The sequence below is a fragment of the Streptomyces sp. NPDC058284 genome (assembly GCF_042881135.1).
Lineage (GTDB): Bacteria > Actinomycetota > Actinomycetes > Streptomycetales > Streptomycetaceae > Streptomyces.
Window position 1 is genome coordinate 1 of the sequence record NZ_JBHVYE010000013.1, and the last position, 17485, is coordinate 17485.

The following is a 17485-nucleotide window of genomic DNA, read 5'->3' on the forward strand; positions in this document are numbered from 1 at the left end:
GCCCGGTTACATTCCGAACCCGGAAGCTAAGCCTCACAGCGCCGATGGTACTGCAGGGGGGACCCTGTGGGAGAGTAGGACGCCGCCGAACTAATCTTGATAAGAGCTGGTCCCTGAACTTCGGTTCAGGGACCAGCTCTTTTTTGTTTTCTGTTACTTGCCGTTCACGTTGCGCAGCCAACATCCGCAGACATGGGGACAGTTGCAATGTTGCGCGCCGCAGGTGTCGGGACCGGCGACGAGGTCGTCGTGTCGGCCTACGGGAACGCCGAGGTGGCCGAGGACGTGGTCCTCGCCGGAGCGGTGCCCGTCTTCGCCGACATAGATCCCGCCACGTACTGCCTCGACCCGGACGCCGTCAGCGCCGCGCTGACGCCGCGTACGGCCGCCGTCGTCGTCGTGCACCGCTTCGGCAACCAGGCCGATGTGCGGAGGCTGCGGGACATAGGGCAGCGGCAGGGGCTGCTCGTCCTGGAGCAGGGCGAGCCGGAGGCTGCGCACGACGGGCTCGCTCTTCGCCGGGCGCACGCGGCGTATCTCAACGGCCGTCTCAGCGGCGTCATGACGCCCGACGGCGGCGAGGGACACCGCTACCAGCAGTACGTCGTCCGGGTGCCCGGGAACGGGCGGCCCGACCGGGACGCCTTCGCGCGCGCCGTGCGCGCCAGGGGAGTCGAGTGCCGGGTGCCGGTGAAGACTCCCGTACACCGCATGCCGCGGTTCTGGCGGGACGTGCGGCTGCCGGAGACCGAACGGGCCGCGGACGAGACGCTGGCGCTGCCGGTGGACGCCTCGATGTCGCGGCGCGAGCTGCAGCGCGTCGTCTCCGCGTGCAACGCACTCGGCGGACTTCTCCAGCCGGCCTTCTGAGCCGCTGCGAAGGGCGGTTCGATGCGCCTTCGATTTCAGGTATGATCTATTCCGTTGCCGCGGGGAAAACCCCCGAAAGGCAGCAGGCCCCTATAGCTCAGTCGGTAGAGCGTCTCCATGGTAAGGAGAAGGTCAGCGGTTCGATTCCGCTTGGGGGCTCAAACAATGAAGGCCTCCGCCCGGTTGGGCGGAGGCCTTCATTCGTTTCTTCGGGACCCTTCTTCGGGGCCCTTCTCCGGGCCCCGTAACGCTCAGTCCTTCTGCAGGCCCGGCACGCGCATCGCCAGAATCGCCATGTCGTCGGAGGGCGCGTCCGTCGCGAAACGCTCCACCGCGCGCATGATGCGCGCCGCCACCGCGCCGGCCGTGAGGCCCGTACACGTGGTGAGGACCTCCGCCAGGCCGTCGTCGCCGAGCATGCGGGTTCCTTCGCGGCGCTCGGTGACGCCGTCGGTCACGCACAGCAGGACATCGCCGGGGTCGAGCGTCATCGTCTGCTCGTACAGTTCGAGGTCGTCCATCACGCCGAGCAGCGGCTGCGGTTCCGCGTACGGCTCGACCGTGCCGTCCTGGCGCAGCCGGAGCGGCAGCGGATGGCCGGCGCACACGACCTTCAGGACCGCCGAGCCGTCCTCCTGGGGCCACAACTCGCCGTACAGGAGCGTCAGGAAGCGACTGCGGGCGCCCTCGTCGAGGATCGCGGCGTTGAGGCGTTCGAGGACCGCGGGGCCGCCGAAGCCCTCCCGGGCCAGCAGACGCAGCGCGTGCCGGGCGAGGCCCGTGACGGCCGCGGCCTCCGGGCCCGTACCGCAGACGTCGCCGATCGCGAAGCCGTACGCGCCGTCGCGGATCGGGAAGAGGTCGTAGAAGTCACCGCCGACCTCGTTGCCCTCGCCGGCCGCGCGGTAGATGACTTCGACCTCGACGCCCGGCACCTGCGGCAGGCCCGGCGGCAGCAGGCTGCGCTGCAGGGACTGGCTGATGGCCATGCGCTCGGAGTAGAGGCGGGCGTTGTCGAGGGCGAGGGCCGCCCGGCGGGAGAGATCTTCGGCCAATTCCAGGATCTCTTGCCGGAAGTGCTCGTCGGCGGGCTTACCGAGGGTGAGCATGCCGATGACGCGGTTGCGGGCGACCAGGGGCAGGACCACGGTCTCGCCGCCGACCGCGGAGGCGGTGGAGAGCGTCGTGCCGATCCCCGAGCCGAGGGGCGGGGTCTCGCCCAGGCCCAGGCTGCGCATGGAGGTGCGCAGGGCCGCCTGGTGCGCGGCCTCGGAGGGGGCCGCCCAGATCCGCGCACCCGGCGTCGGGACCGGGTCCGGCGGGGCGATCTTGGAGAGCAGGGCCTTGAGGCCGTCGATGCGCTCCTCGTCCTCGTGCAGGACGTACGAGAGATAGGGCTCGGCCGACTGGTCCGCGATCGTATAGACGGCGCACCAGGTGGCGAGGGTCGGGACCGTCATCTGGGCCATGAGAGCCAGGGTCTGGTCGCGGTCGAGGGTGCCCGCGAGGAGGTCGGAGGCCTCGACGAGGAAGGAGAGGGAGCCGCGGCGCAGCCGTTCGAGCTCGCCGAGGCGCGCGGACTCCACGGCCAGGGCGATGCGGTCGGCGGCGAACTGCAGGCGCAGTGCCTCCTCGTTGGAGTACCGCCCCGAGGCCTCGGCGGCGACGCCCAGGGAGCCCGTCAGGCGGCCCTCGACCTTCAGCGGGACCGTGACGACCGAGCGCATGCCCGTGCCGGCGAGCAGGGGGACCGCGCCCGGCACCACCGTCAGGTCCTCGTGCACGGCCGGCATGCGCGCCGAGCCGTAGCGGCCGGGGGCCGACTCGACCTGGACGCGGGCGAAGCGCTGGCGGGCCGACGGCAGGCCGGTGGAGGCGCGGACCTCGAGCTCCGTCTCGTCGTCGGTGGCGAGGAGCAGGAAGGCGGCGTCGCCGTCGAGCATGTCGCGGGCGCGTTCGACGGTGCGCTGGAGCAGACCGTCGAGGTCGTCAGGGGCGGGAGAGCCGATGAACACCTCGAAGGGGTCCGTGGCGTGCGGCTCGCTGCGGGCGCCCGGCTCGGGGGCGGCGCCGCGCAGCGGGGTCTGCAGCACGGCGCGCTCGTCGTCGCGTACGAGCAGGCAGACCGTGGAGGGTTCGCCGTCGGCGTCGCGGACGCGCAGGTGCGAGGCGTAGACGGGGATCACACAGCCGTTGGCGCCGCGGACGCCGTAGCTGCCTTCCCAGCGGGAGAGCCGGAGGGCCTCCGCGATGCCGGTGCTGGTACCGGGAGTGTGCGGCCAGGCCGCGAGGTCGCTGAGAGGCTTGCCCATGACCTGTTCGGCGACGTACCCGAAGAGTTCCTCGGCGTCTTCGTTCCAGGCGGAGACGGCGCCCAGGCGGTCGATCTGGATGACGGCGACGCGGACTCTGCCGTCGGCGATGGGCAGCAGGTCGGCCGGCAGCGCGGGGCCCGCGGTGCGGGTGCCGACGGGGCGGTGCGGGAGGTCGAGCTGGAACCACACCTGCTTGTGGGTGGGGGAGTAGTCGACGCCCCAGCGGGTGGCGAGCGCCGCACAGAGCTGGAGGCCGCGGCCGCCCTCGCGGTCGGGGCTGCCCATGTTGACGGAGGACTGCTGGAGTGGGATCTCGCGTTCCGGATAGCGGTCGGAGACCTCGATGCGGACGGCGTCCTCGCTGCGCAGGCACTCGACGTCGGCGGCCGTGCCTGCGTGCACCACGGCGTTGGTCACCAGCTCGCTGGTGAGGACGACGGCGTCGTCGACGATGTCCGAGAATCCCCAGCCCTGCAGGGTGTCGCGTACGAAGGAGCGGGCCGTCGCGACGGAACGTCCGACGGGGTCGAAGGTCGCAGCCGCGCGCGCGGTGATCACAGCACTCCTCGTACCAGTATCGACAGTGTCGACTGTATCGACGCCCAGTTCTCCCGAACCCATGGTGACGGCCGCCCCTCCGATGCCCGCTTGTTCGTGTACCACCGCCCTGGCCGGGCAGGACCGGGGTGGTTGGACAGCCGGATGCAAGGTTACTTACCTTCGCCGTCCATGCTGATGCCGGTCGTCAGTGTTTCCGCCCGGAGGGTGTGCGGACGGTGTGCGAAGCTGCCGAACTGTTATGGCCTGGTTCGGCCATGGTGAAACACTGGGCAAGCTTCATGCAGCAGCTCAGAACAACCCGAGCAGTACCGGTCGACCCTTGCGGGAGGGACACAGTGGAGTCTGGCGCAGCGACGCGGGCCACTAAGACGCGCGCGAAAGACGGACAGTCCCTGAACAAACAGCGCAAACCGCGCAACGGGACGACGGCTTCAGTGGATGCGGCGGCTCTGAACAGGCTGCTCGCAGCCCTGGCAGCGATGCGGGACGGCAACTTCCGCAAGCGGCTCACGGTCTCCGGTGACGATGTGATGTCGGAGATCGCCGCCGTTTTCAATGAGGTGGCTGACCGGAATCTGCACCTCACCGGTGAGCTCTCGCGGGTGCGGCGCATGGTCGGACGTGAGGGAAAACTCACGGAACGACTGGAGACGGGAGCGAGCGAGGGCTCGTGGGCCGCGGCGATCGACGCGTCGAACGCGCTCGTCGACGATCTCGTGCGGCCGGTCTCCGAGGTCGGCCGGGTGCTCTCCGCGGTCGCGGAGGGTGACCTGGAGCAGCGCATGGAGCTGCGGGCGCAGGGGGACGACGGGACCGGTCATCCGCTGCGCGGGGAGTTCCTGAAGGTCGGGCGGACGGTCAACAACCTCGTCGACCAGCTCTCCACGTTCACGGACGAGGTCACGCGGGTGGCCAGCGAGGTCGGTACCGAGGGCAAGCTCGGCGGGCAGGCCAGGGTGCGCGGGATGTCGGGGTCGTGGAAGGACCTCACGGACTCCGTGAACACCATGGCGTACCGGCTGACCGCCCAGGTGCGGGACATCGCGCTGGTGACGACGGCGGTCGCCAAGGGCGACCTGTCGCGGAAGGTCACCGTCCATGTCGCGGGTGAGATGCTGGAGTTGAAGAACACCGTCAACACGATGGTGGACCAGCTCTCGTCGTTCTCCTCCGAAGTGACGCGGGTGGCCCGCGAGGTCGGTACGGAGGGTGAGCTCGGCGGGCAGGCGCAGGTGCCGGGTGTGGCGGGTGTGTGGAAGGACCTCACCGACTCGGTGAACCTGATGGCGGGCAACCTCACCGCGCAGGTGCGTGGGATCGCCCAGGTGACGACGGCGGTCGCCAACGGCGATCTGTCGCAGAAGGTGACGGTGAGCGCGCGCGGCGAGGTCGCCCAGCTCGCCGAGACGATCAACCAGATGACCGAGACGCTGCGGACGTTCGCGGACGAGGTCACGCGTGTGGCCAACGAGGTCGGCGCCGAGGGGCAGCTCGGTGGCCAGGCCAATGTGCCGGGCGCGGCGGGTACGTGGAAGGACCTGACGGACTCGGTCAACACCGTCTTCAGGAACCTCACCACGCAGGTGCGGGACATCGCGCAGGTGACGACGGCGGTCGCGAACGGCGACCTGTCGCAGAAGGTCACCGTCGATGTCGCGGGCGAGATGCTCGAACTGAAGAACACCACGAACACGATGGTCGACCAGCTCTCGGCCTTCGGCAGCGAAGTGACGCGCGTGGCGCGCGAGATCGGTGTCGAGGGTGAGCTCGGCGGCCAGGCGCAGGTGCAGGGCGCGGCCGGTACGTGGAAGGACCTCACGGACTCGGTCAACACCGCGTTCCGCAACCTCACGGGGCAGGTCCGCAACATCGCGCAGGTGACGACGGCGGTCGCCAACGGCGACCTGTCGCAGAAGGTCACCGTCGACGTCTCCGGCGAGATGCTCCAGCTGAAGAACACCGTGAACACGATGGTGGACCAGCTGTCGTCCTTCGCCGACCAGGTCACGCGGATGGCGCGCGACGTAGGTACGGAGGGCCGCCTCGGCGGGCAGGCCCGTGTGGACGGCGTGAGCGGTACGTGGAAGGACCTCACCGACTCCGTCAACTTCATGGCGGGCAACCTGACGTCGCAGGTGCGACAGATCGCGCAGGTCACCACGGCGGTGGCGCGCGGTGATCTCTCGCAGAAGATCGAGGTCGACGCGCGGGGCGAGATCCTCGAACTGAAGAACACCATCAACACGATGGTCGACCAGCTCTCCGCCTTCGCCGACCAGGTGACCCGGGTGGCCCGCGAGGTGGGCACGGAGGGGCGCCTCGGGGGTCAGGCGCAGGTGCCCGGCGTGGCCGGTGTGTGGCGCGATCTGACGGACTCCGTGAACGGCATGGCCGGGAACCTCACCGCGCAGGTCCGCAACATCGCGCAGGTGGCCACGGCGGTGGCCCGCGGTGACCTGTCGCAGAAGATCGACGTGGACGCGCGGGGCGAGATCCTCGAACTGAAGAACACGCTGAACACGATGGTCGACCAGCTCTCGGCCTTCGCGGAGCAGGTCACGCGGGTCTCCCGCGAGGTGGGCACGGACGGCATCCTGGGCGGCCAGGCCGAGGTCCAGGGCGTCTCCGGCACCTGGAAGGACCTCACGCAGTCCGTGAACGGCATGGCGAACAACCTCACCCTTCAGGTGCGGAACATCGCCGAGGTCACGACGGCCGTCGCCATGGGTGACCTCTCCAAGAAGATCACCGTCGACGCGAAGGGCGAGATCCTCGAACTCGTCACCACCGTCAACACCATGGTCGACCAGCTGTCGTCGTTCGCCGAGCAGGTGACGCGGGTGGCCCGCGAGGTGGGTACCGAGGGCCAGTTGGGCGGTCAGGCGCGCGTGCCGGGCGTCACCGGCATCTGGAAGGACCTGAGCGACAACGTCAACCTGATGGCCAACAACCTGACCAGCCAGGTGCGGAACATCTCCCAGGTCTCGGCGGCGGTCGCCAACGGCGACCTCACCAAGAAGGTCACGGTCGAGGCGCGCGGCGAGGTCGCGCAGCTCGCCGACACGGTCAACACCATGGTGACGACGCTGAGTTCGTTCGCCGACGAGGTGACGCGCGTGGCCCGCGAGGTGGGCACCGACGGCATCCTCGGCGGTCAGGCGCGCGTCCCTGGCGTATCCGGTACGTGGAAGGACCTCACCGAGTCCGTGAACTCGATGGCGTCGAACCTGACCGGTCAGGTCCGCAACATCGCCATGGTCACCACCGCGATCGCCAAGGGCGACCTGACCAAGAAGATCGACATCGACGCCCGGGGCGAGATCCTGGAGCTCAAGACCACCATCAACACGATGGTGGACCAGCTGTCGTCCTTCGCCGAGCAGGTCACCCGGGTCGCCCGCGAGGTGGGCACGGAGGGGCAGCTGGGCGGCCAGGCACGCGTCCGTGACGTCGACGGCACGTGGCGGGACCTCACCGAGTCCGTGAACGAGATGGCCGGAAACCTCACCCGGCAGGTGCGCGCCATCGCCAAGGTCGCCACCGCGGTGACCCGCGGCGACCTGAACCTCAAGATCGAGGTCGACGCGGCCGGCGAGATCCAGGTGCTCCAGGACAACATCAACACCATGATCGCGAACCTGCGCGACACCACCCTTGCCAACAAGGAGCAGGACTGGCTCAAGGGCAACCTCGCGCGGATCTCCGGCCTGATGCAGGGCCGCCGCGACCTGGAGGACGTCGCCTCGCTGATCATGAGCGAGCTGACGCCGGTCGTCTCGGCGCAGCACGGAGCGTTCTTCCTGGCGATGCCCACGGACGACGGCCAGGATCTCGGGGGCGATCACGAGGACGCGTACGAACTGCGCATGCTCGGCAGCTACGGGTACTCCATGGGGTCCATGCCGACGTCCTTCCGGCCCGGCGAGACGCTGATCGGGACGGCGGCCAAGGAGCGGCGCACGATCCTCGTGGAGAACGCGCCCTCCGGCTACCTGCGGATCGCGTCGGGCCTCGGTGAGGCGCCGCCGGCGCAGGTCATCGTGTTGCCGGTGCTCTTCGAGGGGACCGTCCTCGGCGTGATCGAGCTGGCCGCGTTCCAGCCGTTCACGCAGATCCAGAAGGACTTCCTCAACCAGATCGCCGAGATGATCGCGACGAGCGTCAACACGATCAGCGTCAATACGAAGACCGAGGTGCTGCTCAAGCAGTCGCAGGAGCTGACGGAGCAACTGCGCGAGCGCTCGGCCGAGTTGGAGAACCGGCAGAAGGCGCTGCAGGACTCCAACGCGGAGCTGGAGGAGAAGGCCGAGCTGCTCGCCCAGCAGAACCGCGACATCGAGGTCAAGAACACCGAGATCGAGGAGGCCAGGCAGGTCCTGGAGGAGCGGGCGGAGCAACTCGCGGTCTCGATGCGCTACAAGTCCGAGTTCCTCGCGAACATGTCGCACGAGCTGCGCACGCCGCTCAACTCCCTGCTGATCCTGGCCAAGTTGCTCGCCGACAACGCCGACGCGAACCTCACCCCGAAGCAGGTGGAGTTCGCCGAGACGATCCACGGCGCGGGTTCGGACCTGCTGCAGCTGATCAACGACATCCTCGACCTGTCGAAGGTCGAGGCGGGCAAGATGGACGTCTCGCCGACGCGCATCGCACTGGTCCAACTCGTCGACTACGTAGAGGCCACTTTCCGCCCGCTGACCGCGGAGAAGGGGCTCGATTTCTCCGTACGGGTCTCTCCCGAGCTGCCCGCAACGCTGCACACGGACGAACAGCGCCTGCTGCAGGTGCTGCGCAACCTGCTCTCCAACGCGGTCAAGTTCACCGACTCCGGAGCGGTCGAGCTGGTCATCCGGCACGCCAGCAACGACGTGCCCAACGCGATCCGCGAACAGCTCCTGGAGGCGGGCTCGCTGCGCGACGCGGACGCCGACCTGATCGCCTTCTCGGTGACGGACACCGGCATCGGCATCGCGGCCAGCAAGATGAGGGTCATCTTCGAGGCGTTCAAGCAGGCCGACGGCACGACGAGCAGGAAGTACGGCGGCACCGGCCTCGGCCTCTCCATCAGCCGGGAGATCGCGCGGCTGCTCGGCGGCGAGATCCACGCGCAGAGCGAGCCGGGACGCGGCTCCACCTTCACGCTCTATTTGCCGCTGCACCCGAGCGAACTGCCGCCCCAGGGTTACACGCAGCTGGCGCCCGCGCCCCAGCCGCGCGAACTGCCCGCTCTGGAGGAGATGCCCGCCCCCGAGGACGCGGGGCAGCAGGAGACGGCCCCGGCGCGTCACGACGCGGCCTCGGGGCCCGCGGCCCTCTTCCGCAGGCGGCGCCGTCCCGCGCCCGCGCAGGAGCCGACGGCCCTGCCGGGGCAGTCGGCCCCGGGTCCGCAGGCTCCCGAGCAGCGGCCCGAGGAGCAGTGGCCGGCCGCGGGGCAGGAGACGCCGGCCGCGGCGCGGCCCGGTTTCCACTTCGGCGGCGAGAAGGTCCTGATCGTCGACGACGACATCCGAAACGTCTTCGCGCTCACCAGCGTCCTGGAGCAGCACGGTCTTGCGGTGCTGTACGCGGAGAACGGCAGGGAAGGCATCGAGGTGCTGGAGCAGCACGATGATGTGACGGTCGTTCTGATGGACATCATGATGCCGGAGATGGACGGGTACGCGACGACGACGGCGATCCGCAGGATGCCGCAGTTCGCCGGGCTCCCGATCATCGCGCTCACCGCGAAGGCGATGAAGGGTGACCGGGAGAAGGCGATCGACTCCGGAGCTTCTGACTACGTCACGAAGCCGGTCGACCCCGATCATCTGTTGTCGGTGATGGAGCAGTGGATGCGCGCTCAGTGACCGAGAACAGGCTTCGTCACACGCAGTTGCTGACAGAGTGTGGCCGGAGTCGTGTAGAACGGCGGTATTGGGGGAACCTTCTGGTCTCCCACCGCGTTTCTGCTACGTGCACAGTGACATCGCGGTGACAGGGTGTGGCGACAGGCGGGGTGCGGCTACGATGACCGGCACAAGGACGGGCGGCGCAAGGGAGTCGTCCTCTGGGGCGGCGCCCGGTGTTTCGCCGGGGCGAGGAGGGCGGGCCATGGTGCAGAAGGCCAAGATCCTCCTGGTCGATGACCGGCCGGAGAATCTGCTGGCGCTGGAGGCCATCCTCTCTGCGCTCGATCAGACACTGGTGCGGGCATCGTCCGGGGAGGAAGCGCTCAAAGCACTACTCACGGACGACTTCGCGGTCATTCTGCTGGACGTCCAGATGCCGGGAATGGACGGCTTCGAGACCGCGGCGCACATCAAGCGGCGGGAGCGGACCCGGGACATCCCGATCATCTTCCTCACCGCCATCAACCACGGGCCGCACCACACCTTCCGCGGCTATGCCGCGGGCGCGGTGGACTACATCTCCAAGCCGTTCGACCCGTGGGTGCTGCGCGCGAAGGTCTCGGTGTTCGTCGAGCTGTACATGAAGAACTGCCAACTTCGGGAGCAGGCGGCGCTGCTGCGGCTCCAGCTCGAAGGCGGCGGCAAGGCCGCGGCCGGCGACACGAAGGAGCCCGCGGGACTCCTCGCCGAGCTGTCGGCGCGGCTCGCGGCGGTCGAGGAGCAGGCCGAGGCGCTGTCCAAACAGCTGGACGACGAGTCGGCGGACGCCGCGGCGGTCGCCACGGCCGCCCATCTCGAACGCAAACTCACCGGTCTGCGCCGGGCCCTTGACGCCTTGGAGCCGGGCGCCGGCAGCGGCGCCCCCTCGGTCCCCTCGCAGAACTGACGCGGCACGAGGCCTCGCTGAAGGGGCCTCGTGGCGCGTGCGCGCGGTGAACCCCCGTCAGTTCCGCGCCACCGCAAGGGCGACACCAACGGGTGAAGCAGTGGGCACACGTGTCCGCGGTGGTCGACACCGGTAACCTCACACCCATGGCCTCACGTCAGTCCGCAGCCAAGAAGACGCCCGCGAAGAAGGCGGCCGCGCCGACGAAGGCCCCGGCGAAGAAGGCCGTCGCCAAACCGCCCGCGAAGAAGGCCGCGGCGAAGAAGGCGCCCGCGAAGAAGGCACCGGCCAAGAAGGTCGCGGCGAAGAAGCCCGCGCCCGCACCGGCGCCCAGCGCCACCGGGGGCGTGTACCGGATCGTGCGCGCCGTCTGGCTGGGCATCGCGCACGGCGTCGGCGCGATGTTCCGTGGCATAGGGCGCGGCGCCAGGGGACTCGACCCGGCACACCGCAAGGACGGCCTCGCGCTCCTCCTGCTCGGCATCGCCCTGATCGTCGCCGCGGGCACCTGGTCGAACCTGCGCGGCCCGGTCGGTGACCTCGTCGAGATCCTGGTGACCGGCGCGTTCGGCCGCCTCGACCTGCTGGTGCCGCTGCTGCTCGGCGCCGTCGCCGTACGCCTCATCCGCCACCCGGAGAAGCCCGAGGCGAACGGCCGCATCGTGATCGGCCTGTCCGCCCTGGTCATCGGCGTCCTCGGCCAGGTCCACATCGCGTGCGGCTCGCCCGCACGCAGCTCCGGCATGCAGGCGATAAGGGACGCGGGCGGACTGATCGGCTGGGGTTCCGCCACCCCGCTGATCTTCACCATGGGCGAGATCCTCGCGGTACCGCTCCTGGTGCTCCTCACCGTCTTCGGGCTGCTCGTCGTCACGGCGACACCCGTCAACGCCATCCCGCAGCGGCTGCGGCTGCTCGGCACCAGACTCGGCCTGCTCCAGCCGGAGCCCGAGGCCGACCTGTTCATGGACGACGAGGAGCGCTACGAGGAGCAGTGGCGCGAGGCGCTGCCGCCGCGCCCCGTGCGCCGGCGCACCGCCGCCCCCGACGCGTACGGCGCGGACCAGGCGGAGGAAGAGGCGCTCACCAAGCGCCGCAGGCCCCGCAGGACCCCCGTACAGCCGGACATGGACCGGCCGATGGACGCCGTGGACGTCGCGGCCGCCGCGGCCGCCGCCCTGGACGGCGCCGTGCTGCACGGCATGCCGCCCTCGCCGCTGGTCGCCGATCTGACGCAGGGCGTCTCCGGGGAGCGCGGGCAGCGTGCGGAGTCCGGGCAGCCGGAGCAGGCGGAGCACACGGCGCCTGTGCCGCCCGCACGCGCCACGGACGCCCCGGTGCCCGGCAAGCTCAGGAAGAAGCCGCAGGAGCCCGCTCAGGGCGCCGTGCAGGACCTCACCAAGCCCGCCCCCGAGCCCGCGCGCGAACTGCCGCCGCGCGCCGAGCAGCTGCAGCTCGCCGGGGACATCACCTACGCGCTGCCCTCGCTGGACCTCTTGACGCGCGGCGGTCCCGGCAAGTCGCGCAGCGCCGCCAACGACGCGGTCGTGGACTCGCTGACCAACGTGTTCACCGAGTTCAAGGTCGACGCCGCCGTCACCGGCTTCACCCGCGGCCCGACGGTCACGCGCTACGAGATCGAGCTCGGCCCCGCCGTGAAGGTCGAGAAGATCACGGCGCTGGCCAAGAACATCGCGTACGCGGTGGCCTCCCCGGACGTCCGGATCATCTCGCCCATTCCCGGCAAGTCCGCGGTCGGCATCGAGATCCCGAACACCGACCGCGAGATGGTCAACGTCGGCGACGTGCTGCGCCTCGCGGACGCGGCCGAGGACGACCACCCCATGCTCGTCGCGCTCGGCAAGGACGTCGAGGGCGGCTACGTCATGGCCAACATGGCGAAGATGCCGCACATCCTGGTCGCCGGCGCCACCGGCTCCGGCAAGTCGTCGTGCATCAACTGCCTGATCACTTCGATCATGATAAGAGCGACGCCCGAGGACGTCCGGATGGTCCTCGTCGACCCCAAGCGCGTCGAGCTCACCGCGTACGAGGGCATCCCGCACCTGATCACGCCGATCATCACCAACCCCAAGAAGGCCGCGGAGGCGCTCCAGTGGGTCGTACGGGAAATGGACCTGCGCTACGACGACCTCGCCGCCTTCGGCTACCGGCACATCGACGACTTCAACCAGGCGGTCCGCGAGGGCAAGCTCAAGACGCCCGAGGGCAGTGAGCGGGAGCTCAGCCCGTATCCGTACCTGCTGGTGATCGTCGACGAGCTCGCGGACCTGATGATGGTGGCGCCCCGCGACGTCGAGGACTCGATCGTGCGCATCACCCAGCTCGCCCGCGCGGCCGGCATCCACCTGGTGCTCGCCACCCAGCGCCCCTCCGTGGACGTCGTGACCGGACTGATCAAGGCGAACGTCCCCTCCAGGCTCGCCTTCGCCACCTCCTCGCTCGCCGACAGCCGCGTCATCCTCGACCAGCCCGGCGCGGAGAAGCTCATCGGAAAGGGCGACGGCCTGTTCCTGCCGATGGGCGCGAACAAGCCCACCCGTATGCAGGGCGCCTTCGTCACCGAGGACGAGATCCACGCGGTGGTCCAGCACTGCAAGGACCAGATGGCGCCGGTCTTCCGGGACGACGTCACCGTGGGCACCAAGCAGAAGAAGGAGATCGACGAGGACATCGGCGATGACCTGGATCTGCTGTGCCAGGCCGCTGAGCTGGTGGTATCCACCCAGTTCGGGTCCACGTCCATGCTGCAGCGCAAGCTGCGCGTCGGCTTCGCCAAGGCCGGCCGGCTGATGGACCTGATGGAGTCGCGCTCCATCGTCGGGCCGAGCGAAGGCTCAAAGGCACGTGACGTTCTTGTGAAACCTGATGAGCTGGACGGCGTGCTCGCCGTGATCCGCGGGGAGGCTCACCCATAAGGCCGGGCGAGGCTCACCCGTAAGGGGTCGGCAGGCAACCGTTTCCCTTCGGAGCACGTCAAGTTGAGGGGAAGAAGAGCACGATGTCCCACCATCAGGATGTCCGGCCATTCTGATGGCGTACAAAGTCCGTCCGCCCGGTTGCCCCACCCTTTCAAGACCCCCCTAAACTGAACCTCCGGCAGGTGGCTACACGCTCGAAAGGCGCCCCCGTGTCCATCGGCAACTCCCCTGAAGACGACCGTCCTTCAGACGACCGCCTCGACCGCCCCGACCGCTTCGCCGACGAGAGCCGGGCGGATGCGGCGCCCCAGGCCGCCGACCACCAGGCCGACGCCGGGACCTCGATCGGCCGCGCCCTGCGCAAGGCCCGCCTCGACGCCGCCCTGACCGTCGAAGAGATCAGCACGACCACCCGGGTGCGCATCCCCATCGTGCACGCGATCGAGCAGGACGACTTCTCCCGGTGCGGCGGCGACGTGTACGCCCGGGGCCACATCCGAACGCTGGCGCGCGCCGTCGGCATCGACCCGGCCCCGCTGCTCGCCCAGTACGACGAGGGGCACGGAGGCCACCCGCCCGCGCCCACTCCGGCGGCGCCCCTCTTCGAGGCCGAGCGCATCCGCTCCGAGCCGCGCCGGCCGAACTGGACCGCCGCCATGGTCGCCGCGATCGTCGCGGTGATCGGCTTCGTCGGCTTCACCGCGTTCAGCGGCGGCGACGACAACGACAGCTCCAAGGCCGTCGCCGAGGGCTCCACGCCCGCAGGGCCCAAGCCCACGAAGAAGCCGAAGCCCACCAAGCCCGCCGACCCCAAGCCCGACCCGTCGGACAGCGCCATCGCCGGTGTCCCGCGCGACAAGGTCACGGTCAAGGTCGTCGCCCCCGACGGCCGCAGCTGGATCTCGGCCAAGGACCACAGCGGCCGCACCCTCTTCGACGGCGTCCTCGAGCAGGGCCAGGACAAGACCTTCCAGGACAAGAAGAAGATCGATCTGGTCCTCGGCGACGCGGGCGCGATCGAGCTCTACGTGAACGGCAAGCAGGTCGACAACGAATTCGAGCCCGGCCAGGTCGAGCGCCTCACCTACACCAAGGGCGACCCACAGGCCGGCTGACCGACGCCCTCCAGGGCGCCTGAGCTGCGACGCTCCGCGAGACACGGTGACGGCCGGTGAAGCCCCGCCGACCGGGGGCCGACCGGTCGGTAACCCTGGCGGCCGGTGCCGGGGCGGGGACGAAGTAGTCTTGAGACCATGCCCGAACGCCGCACCGTCGCCCTTGTCACTCTTGGCTGCGCCCGTAACGAGGTGGACTCGGAGGAGCTCGCAGGCCGCTTGGAGGCGGACGGCTGGCAGCTCGTCGAGGACGCCGAGAACGCGGACGTGGCCGTCGTCAACACCTGCGGCTTCGTCGAAGCCGCCAAGAAGGACTCCGTCGACGCCCTCCTCGAAGCCAATGACCTGAAGGGCCACGGCAGGACCCAGGCCGTCGTCGCGGTCGGCTGCATGGCCGAGCGGTACGGCAAGGAACTCGCCGACGCGCTGCCCGAGGCCGACGGCGTGCTCGGATTCGACGACTACGCCGACATCTCCGGCCGTCTGCAGACCATCCTCAGCGGTGGCAGCGTCGAGGCCCACACCCCGCGCGACCGGCGCAAGCTGCTGCCGATCAGCCCCGCGGAGCGCCAGGACGCCCAGGCGAGCGTCGCCCTCCCGGGCCACGGCCCCGCCGAGCCCGCCCCGGCCCCCAAGGACCTTCCCGAGGGTGTCGCGCCCGCCTCCGGGCCGCGCGCGCCGCTGCGCCGCCGCCTCGGCAGCAGCCCCGTCGCGTCCGTGAAGCTCGCCTCCGGCTGCGACCGGCGCTGCTCGTTCTGCGCCATCCCGTCCTTCCGCGGCTCCTTCATCTCGCGCCGCCCCTCCGACGTCCTCGGCGAGACCCGCTGGCTCGCCGAGCAGGGCGTCAAGGAGGTCATGCTCGTCTCCGAGAACAACACCTCGTACGGCAAGGACCTCGGTGACATCCGTCTCCTGGAGACGCTGCTTCCCGAGCTCGCCGCCGTCGACGGGATCGAGCGGGTGCGGGTCAGCTACCTGCAGCCCGCCGAGATGCGCCCCGGCCTCATCGACGTCCTCACGTCGACGGAGAAGATCGCCCCGTACTTCGACCTGTCCTTCCAGCACTCCGCGCCCGGCGTGCTGCGCGCCATGCGGCGCTTCGGCGACACCGACCGCTTCCTGGAGCTTCTGGACACCATCCGGGCCAAGGCGCCGCAGGCCGGTGTGCGGTCCAACTTCATCGTGGGCTTCCCCGGCGAGAGCGAGTCGGACGTCGACGAGCTCGAGCGGTTCCTGACGGGCGCGCGCCTGGACGCCATCGGCGTCTTCGGGTACTCCGACGAGGAGGGCACCGAGGCGGCGACCTACGACGAGAAGCTCGACCAGGACGTCGTCGACGAGCGGCTCGCGCGCATCTCGCGACTGGCCGAGGAGCTCACCTCCCAGCGTGCCGACGAGCGGCTCGGCGAGACCGTCGAGGTCCTCGTCGAGTCCCTCGACGAGGAGGAGGGCCCGCTCGGCAGGGCCGCGCACCAGGCCCCCGAGACGGACGGCCAGATCCGCCTGACGGGCGCCACCGGTGCGGACGGCCTCCAGGTCGGCCGTATGGTCGTGGCAAAGGTCGTCGGCACGGAGGGCGTGGACTTGGTGGCTGAGTGTCTGCAGGAGGCCGGCAGATGACCGGAGTCCCGGCATCCGCAAGCGGCTCCGGCGCGCAGGGCGCTCCGGGCGCCAAGCCGGTGCGGGGCGGGAAGCTGGGAGCCGCGGCGGTCAATCAGGCCAGCCTGTGGAACGTCGCGAACCTGCTGACCATGGTCCGGCTGCTGCTCGTGCCGGGCTTCGTGATGCTGCTGCTCGGCAATGGCGGGTACGACCCGGCCTGGCGCTCGTTCGCCTGGGCCGCCTTCGCCGTCGCCATGATCACCGACCTCTTCGACGGGCACCTGGCTCGCACGTACGACCTGGTCACGGACTTCGGCAAGATCGCCGACCCGATCGCCGACAAGGCGATCATGGGTGCCGCGCTGATCTGCCTGTCCTGGCTCGGTGACCTGCCCTGGTGGGTGACCGGGGTGATTCTCGGGCGTGAGCTCGGCATCACACTGCTGCGGTTCTGGGTGATCCGCTATGGCGTCATTCCGGCCAGTCGCGGCGGAAAGATGAAGACGCTCGCGCAGGGCACGGCCGTCGGGATGTACGTTCTCGCTCTGACCGGGCCGCTCGCGACGCTGCGCTTCTGGGTCATGGCGGTCGCCGTGGTGCTGACCGTGGTGACCGGGCTCGACTATGTGAAGCAGGCCGTCGTGCTGCGCAGGCAGGGCATGGCCGAGGCGCGTGCGGCGGCTGCCGAGTCCGCTCGGGAGGCGGCGAAGTGACGTCCCCCGGGGCCCTGACCGGCGAGGAACCGGCGAGCACGCTGCTGCGGCTCCTCGCCGCGCGCGGCGAGACGCTCGCCGTCGCCGAGTCGCTGACCGGGGGCCTGGTGGCCGCCGAGATCACGGCGACGCCCGGGGCCTCGAAGGTCTTCCGGGGGTCCGTGACCGCGTACGCCACCGAGCTGAAGCGGGACGTGCTCGGGGTCGACGGCACCCTGCTGGACGAGCGCGGGGCCGTGGATCCCGAGGTCGCGCGGCAGATGGCGGCGGGTGTGCGCGAGGTGCTCGGCGCCGACTGGGGGCTCGCGACCACCGGGGTGGCCGGACCCGAGGCGCAGGACGGGCAGCCGGTGGGGACCGTGTTCGTGGCGGTCTCGGGGCCGGGTCTCGAAAGCGTGCCCGGTTACGCCGTTGGCGGAGCCCGTGGGAAAGTTGCGGCCCTGCGGTTGAACGGAGACCGTTCGGAAATCCGTAGGGAGAGCGTACGGAACGTGCTCACTCTGCTTCTCGAGCAGCTTTCCGGAGAACGCGCCGAGAACGGGCGAGCACAGGATACGGAACAGAACGGGGGGAATTGATGTTTGCAGCCCTGA

Annotated in this window: 8 protein-coding genes, 1 tRNA gene, 1 rRNA gene and 1 pseudogene; 10 read left to right on the forward strand and 1 reads right to left on the reverse strand. The window is 69.9% G+C overall.

All coding sequences use genetic code 11. The annotated features are described in order from the left end of the window. The 3 genes from rrf to ACFVYR_RS19270 form a co-directional block, all read left to right on the forward strand. Positions 1–91: ribosomal RNA gene (rrf, locus tag ACFVYR_RS19260) — 5S ribosomal RNA — on the forward strand; the annotation flags it as partial. 116 nt (positions 92–207) lie between these two features. Further along, complete coding sequence (locus ACFVYR_RS19265; RefSeq protein WP_384260951.1) at positions 208–870, forward strand: DegT/DnrJ/EryC1/StrS family aminotransferase; 663 nt, start codon at positions 208–210, stop codon at positions 868–870. 86 nt (positions 871–956) lie between these two features. Beyond that, a tRNA-Thr gene (locus tag ACFVYR_RS19270) sits at positions 957–1029 on the forward strand. 92 nt (positions 1030–1121) lie between these two features. Here the strand turns inward: ACFVYR_RS19270 and ACFVYR_RS19275 are convergent. After that, positions 1122–3743 carry a SpoIIE family protein phosphatase gene (locus ACFVYR_RS19275; protein WP_384260946.1) on the reverse strand — a complete coding sequence of 874 codons (2622 nt, stop codon included), beginning with the start codon at positions 3741–3743 and terminating at the stop codon, positions 1122–1124. 437 nt (positions 3744–4180) lie between these two features. Here ACFVYR_RS19275 and ACFVYR_RS19280 point away from each other — a divergent pair, with 437 nt between their 5' ends. The 7 genes and pseudogenes from ACFVYR_RS19280 to ACFVYR_RS19310 all read left to right on the forward strand — a co-directional run bounded on the left by ACFVYR_RS19280 (position 4181) and on the right by ACFVYR_RS19310 (position 17470). Beyond that, positions 4181–9592: a HAMP domain-containing protein gene (locus ACFVYR_RS19280; RefSeq protein ID WP_384260944.1), complete on the forward strand. Its 5412-nt coding sequence runs from the start codon at positions 4181–4183 to the stop codon at positions 9590–9592. 244 nt (positions 9593–9836) lie between these two features. Further along, on the forward strand, positions 9837–10520 hold the full coding sequence (locus tag ACFVYR_RS19285) for a two-component system response regulator (protein WP_384260942.1): 684 nt from the start codon (positions 9837–9839) through the stop codon (positions 10518–10520). 146 nt (positions 10521–10666) lie between these two features. Further along, complete coding sequence (locus ACFVYR_RS19290; RefSeq protein ID WP_384260939.1) at positions 10667–13459, forward strand: DNA translocase FtsK; 2793 nt, start codon at positions 10667–10669, stop codon at positions 13457–13459. A 212-nt stretch (positions 13460–13671) separates the two neighbouring features. After that, positions 13672–14577, forward strand: a complete 906-nt coding sequence (locus ACFVYR_RS19295) for a helix-turn-helix domain-containing protein (protein ID WP_384260937.1) — start codon at positions 13672–13674, stop codon at positions 14575–14577. Between the two features lie 138 nt (positions 14578–14715). Then, complete coding sequence (gene rimO, locus ACFVYR_RS19300) at positions 14716–16197, forward strand: 30S ribosomal protein S12 methylthiotransferase RimO (RefSeq protein ID WP_384260934.1); 1482 nt, start codon at positions 14716–14718, stop codon at positions 16195–16197. Further along, positions 16194–16889: pseudogene (pgsA, locus tag ACFVYR_RS19305) on the forward strand (CDP-diacylglycerol--glycerol-3-phosphate 3-phosphatidyltransferase); the annotation flags it as partial. The gene rimO and the pseudogene pgsA, both read left to right, overlap by 4 nt. Beyond that, positions 16889–17470 (forward strand): CinA family protein, encoded by a 582-nt coding sequence (locus tag ACFVYR_RS19310; RefSeq protein WP_384260931.1) that lies wholly within the window; start codon positions 16889–16891, stop codon positions 17468–17470. The pseudogene pgsA and the gene ACFVYR_RS19310, both read left to right, overlap by 1 nt. Positions 17471–17485: the final 15 nt, after the last annotated feature.